The organism is Streptomyces africanus, assembly GCF_002150735.1.
Taxonomy (GTDB): Bacteria; Actinomycetota; Actinomycetes; order Streptomycetales; family Streptomycetaceae; genus Streptomyces; species Streptomyces africanus.
Genome location: NZ_MUKA01000510.1, coordinates 1 through 4,316, shown reverse-complemented (window position 1 = coordinate 4,316; position 4,316 = coordinate 1). Strand labels below are relative to the sequence as shown.

Annotated in this window: 3 protein-coding genes and 1 pseudogene; all 4 read left to right on the top strand. The window is 74.4% G+C overall.

Annotated elements, in window-relative coordinates; genetic code table 11:
• Positions 1 to 153: 153 nt before the first annotated feature.
• Positions 154 to 1,611 (top strand): annotated as a pseudogene (locus CCL05_RS41025) (VWA domain-containing protein); the annotation flags it as partial.
• Complete coding sequence (cobO, locus tag CCL05_RS41020; RefSeq protein WP_086565657.1) at positions 1,611 to 2,210, top strand: cob(I)yrinic acid a,c-diamide adenosyltransferase; 600 nt, start codon at positions 1,611 to 1,613, stop codon at positions 2,208 to 2,210. The pseudogene CCL05_RS41025 and the gene cobO, both read left to right, overlap by 1 nt.
• Positions 2,210 to 3,586, top strand: coding sequence for a cobyrinic acid a,c-diamide synthase CobB (locus CCL05_RS41015; RefSeq protein ID WP_086565656.1), 1,377 nt, complete (start codon positions 2,210 to 2,212; stop codon positions 3,584 to 3,586). Before cobO ends, CCL05_RS41015 begins: the two co-directional genes overlap by 1 nt.
• A complete protein-coding gene (gene cobI / locus CCL05_RS41010) occupies positions 3,583 to 4,308 on the top strand; it encodes a precorrin-2 C(20)-methyltransferase (protein WP_086565658.1) in 726 nt (241 codons plus the stop codon). The genes CCL05_RS41015 and cobI overlap by 4 nt, the downstream gene beginning before the upstream one ends.
• Positions 4,309 to 4,316 lie beyond the last annotated feature (8 nt).

The following is a 4,316-nucleotide window of genomic DNA, read 5'->3' as shown; positions in this document are numbered from 1 at the left end:
CCCGCGAGGCCGCGACCTCGACGGTCAGCCCGAACCGGTCGAGCAACTGCGGCCGCAGCTCGCCCTCCTCGGGGTTCATGGTGCCGACGAGCAGGAACCGCGCCGCGTGCCGTACGGAGACGCCCTCGCGTTCCACGTAGGAGGCGCCCATCGCGGCCGCAGTTGCTCGACCGGTTCGGGCTGACCGTCGAGGTCGCGGCCTCGCGGGAGCCCGAGCAGCGGGTGGAGGTCGTCCGGCGGCGGCTCGCCTACGACGCCGATCCGGACGGTTTCGCGGCCCGGTGGGCGGACGAGGAGGCCGACGTACGGGCACGGATCGTGGCGGCACGGGAGCTGCTGCCGTCCGTGCGGCTGGGCGACGGGGCGCTGCGGCAGATCGCGGCGACCTGCGCGGCCTTCGAGGTCGACGGGATGCGCGCCGACATCGTGATGGCGCGGACGGCCACGGCGCTGGCCGCGTGGGCGGGGCGGACCGACGTGCTCGCCGAGGACGTCCGGCAGGCCGCGCTGCTCGCGCTGCCGCACCGGCGTCGGCGCAACCCCTTCGACGCGCCGGGCCTTGACGAGGACAAGCTGGACGAGACCCTGGAGGAGTTCTCCGGGGACGACGACCCGGACCAGGACCCCGACCCGGACCAGGGGCCGGACGGGCCCGGCGGGGGCGGCGGGGACGGCGGGCAGCCGGAGCCCGAGGACGGACCCCGGGGTGATGACACCGGGGCCACGCCCGAGGCCGGGGAGAACGGGCAGCCGCAGCCGTCGGGCGCCGGTGAGCAGTCGGCCGTACGGGCGGCCGAACCGTTCCGGACCAAGGTGCTCAGCGTGCCCGGGATCGGCGAGGGTGCCGCCGGGCGGCGTTCGCGGGCCCGGACCGAACACGGGCGCACGACCGGGGCCAGGCGCCCGCGGGGCGCTCTCACCAAGCTGCACCTGGCGGCGACCGTGCAGGCCGCGGCACCGCACCAGCGGGCGCGCGGGCGGTCCGGGCCGGGTCTCGTCGTGCGCCGGGACGATCTGCGGCAGGCGACCCGCGAGGGGCGCGAGGGCAATCTCGTGCTGTTCGTCGTGGACGCCTCCGGGTCTATGGCGGCGCGGCAGCGGATGAGCGCCGTGAAGGGGGCCGTGCTGTCGCTGCTGCTGGACGCGTACCAGCGGCGCGACAAGGTGGGGCTGGTGACGTTCCGGGGTTCGGGCGCGGACGTCGCGCTGCCGCCGACCTCGTCCGTGGACGCGGCGGCCACCCGGCTGGAGTCGCTGCCGACCGGCGGGCGTACGCCGCTGGCCGCCGGGCTGCTGCGCGCGCACGACGTGCTGCGGGTGGAGCGGCTGCGGGATCCGGCGCGGCGGCCGCTGGTCGTGCTGGTGACGGACGGGCGGGCCACGGGTGGCCCGGAGCCGGTCGCACTGGCCGGGCGGGCGGCACGGCTGTTCGCGGCCGAGGGTGTCGCGTCCGTCGTCGTGGACTGCGAGGCGGGGCCGGTGCGCCTCGGGCTCGCCGGGCAGCTCGCCGGTGAGCTGGGCGGCACCGCCGTGACGCTGGACGAGCTGCGGGCCGACTCGATCGCCGGGCTGGTCAGGGATGTGCAGGGGACTTCGAGGAGGGCCGCGTAATGCCGCAGGGACAGCCGAGTGTCATTCCGGACGACGGTCTGACGACCCGACAGCGCCGGAACCGGCCGCTGGTGGTCGTGCACACGGGTGTCGGCAAGGGCAAGTCGACCGCCGCCTTCGGGCTCGCGCTCAGGGCCTGGAACCAGGGCTGGCCGATCGGGGTGTTCCAGTTCGTCAAGTCGGCGAAGTGGAAGGTCGGCGAGGAGAACGCGCTGCGTGTGCTCGGTGCCTCAGGCGAGGGCGGGTCCGTCGCCTGGCACAAGATGGGCGAGGGCTGGTCCTGGGTGCAGCGCGACGCGCAGCTGGACAACGAGGAGAAGGCCCGGGAGGGCTGGGAGCAGGTCAAGCGGGACCTGGCGGCTCAGACGTACCGGCTGTACGTGCTGGACGAGTTCGCCTACCCGATGCACTGGGGCTGGGTCGACACGGACGAGGTCGTGGACGTCCTGCGCAACCGGCCCGGTACCCAGCATGTGGTGATCACGGGGCGCAACGCTCCGGAGAAGCTGCTGGACTTCGCCGACCTCGTGACCGACATGTCCAAGGTGAAGCACCCGATGGACGCGGGGCAGAAGGGGCAGAGGGGCATCGAGTGGTGATGTCCTCGTCCGTGCCCCGGCTGGTCGTCGCCGCGCCCTCGTCGGGCAGTGGCAAGACCACCGTCGCCACGGGGCTGATGGCCGCGTTCGCCGCGCGGGGGCTCGCCGTGTCCCCGCACAAGGTCGGGCCGGACTACATCGACCCCGGGTACCACGCGCTCGCGACCGGGCGGGTGGGGCGCAACCTCGACGCGTATCTGTGCGGGCCGGAGCTGGTCGGGCCGCTGTTCCTGCACGGTGCGCGCGGGTGCGATCTCGCCGTCGTCGAGGGCGTGATGGGGCTGTACGACGGGGCCGCCGGGGAGGGGGAGCTGGCCTCCACGGCGCATGTGGCGAAGCTGCTGCGGGCGCCGGTGGTGCTGGTCGTCGACGCGTCGTCGCAGTCGCGGTCGGTGGCGGCGCTGGTGCACGGGTTCGTCTCCTGGGATCCGGAAGTGCGCGTCGGGGGCGTGATCCTGAACAAGGTCGCGTCGGACCGGCACGAGGTGATGCTGCGGGAGGCCTTGGAGCAGACGGGGGTGCCCGTGCTCGGGGTGCTGCGGCGGGCTCCGCAGGTGGACACGCCGTCGCGGCATCTGGGGCTGGTGCCGGTCGCCGAGCGGCGGGCCGAGGCCGTGGAGGCGGTGGCGGCGATGGCCGCGCAGGTCTTTGACGGTTGTGATCTGGACGCGTTGGCGGAGCTGGCCCGGAGTGCGGGGGCGTTGTCGTGCGAGGCCTGGGATGCGGCTGAGGCCGTTTCCTCGCCCAGCCACCACCCGACGCGGTCGGACGAGAAGCCGAGGGTCGCCGTCGCCGGCGGAGAGGCGTTCACCTTCTCCTACGCCGAGAACACCGAGCTGCTCGCCGCCGCCGGTGCCGACGTCGTGCCCTTCGATCCGCTGCGGGACGAGGAACTGCCCGAAGGGACACGCGGGTTGGTGATCGGGGGCGGGTTCCCCGAGGTGTACGCCGCCGAGCTGTCCGCCAACGAACCCCTGCGCAAGGCCGTTGCCCACCTGGCGGAGAGCGGTGCGCCCGTGGCCGCCGAGTGTGCCGGGCTGCTGTATCTGTGCCGGGAGCTGGACGGGCAGCCGATGTGCGGGGTGCTGGACGCCGGGGCGCGGATGACCGGGCGGCTGACCCTGGGGTACCGGGACGCGGTGGCCGTCGGCGACAGTGTGCTCGCGGCGGCCGGGACACGGATGCGCGGGCACGAGTTCCACCGGACCGCAGTGGAGCCCGGGGCGGGGGCCGAACCCGCCTGGGGCCTCAAGACCCCCCGGCGTCGGGTCGAGGGGTTCGTGCGGCGCGGTGTGCACGCCAGCTATCTGCACACGCACTGGGCGGCACAGCCCGGTGTCGCCCGTCGGTTCGTGGAGAGGTGCCGGACGTCATGAGCAGCAGGCTGGTCGGGGTCGGGGTCGGGCCCGGGGATCCGGAGCTGGTGACCGTCAAGGGCGTGAACGCCCTGCGGGAGGCCGAGGTCGTGGTCGTTCCCGTGATGGACACGGGAGAGCGCGGGCGGGCCGAGGCGACCGTGTTGCACTACGTGCCCGAGGAGAAGGTCGTCCGGGTCGTGTTCGCGCTGAACGAGCGGAGCGACCGGGCGCGGCGCGAGGCGGCCTGGGACGCGGCGGGCGAGCGGGTCGCCGAGTTGCTGCGCGGGCACGGTTCCGTCGCCTTCGCGACCATCGGGGACCCCAACGTGTACTCCACGTTCACCTATCTCGCGCAGACGGTCGCCGATCTGGTGCCGGGGACCGTCGTCGAGACGGTGCCCGGGATCACCGCCATGCAGGACCTCGCCGCGCGGTCGGGCGCCGTGCTGACCGAGGGGACCGAGCCGCTCACGCTGGTGCCCGTCACGGCCGGCGCGACGGTGCTCAAGGAGGCCCTCGCCGGGCCCGGGACGGTCGTCGCCTACAAGTTCGGCCGGCAGGCGCACGAGGTCGCCGAGGCGCTGCGGGAGACCGGGCGGATCGGCGACGCGGTATGGGGATCGGCGCTGGGGCTGACGGAGGAGTCGATCCGGCCGGCCGCCGACCTGGACGGCACTCCCCTGCCCTATCTGTCGACGCTCATCTCCCCCGCTCGGCGCGACGGCGGGCGGGGGAGATGAGCGTCGAC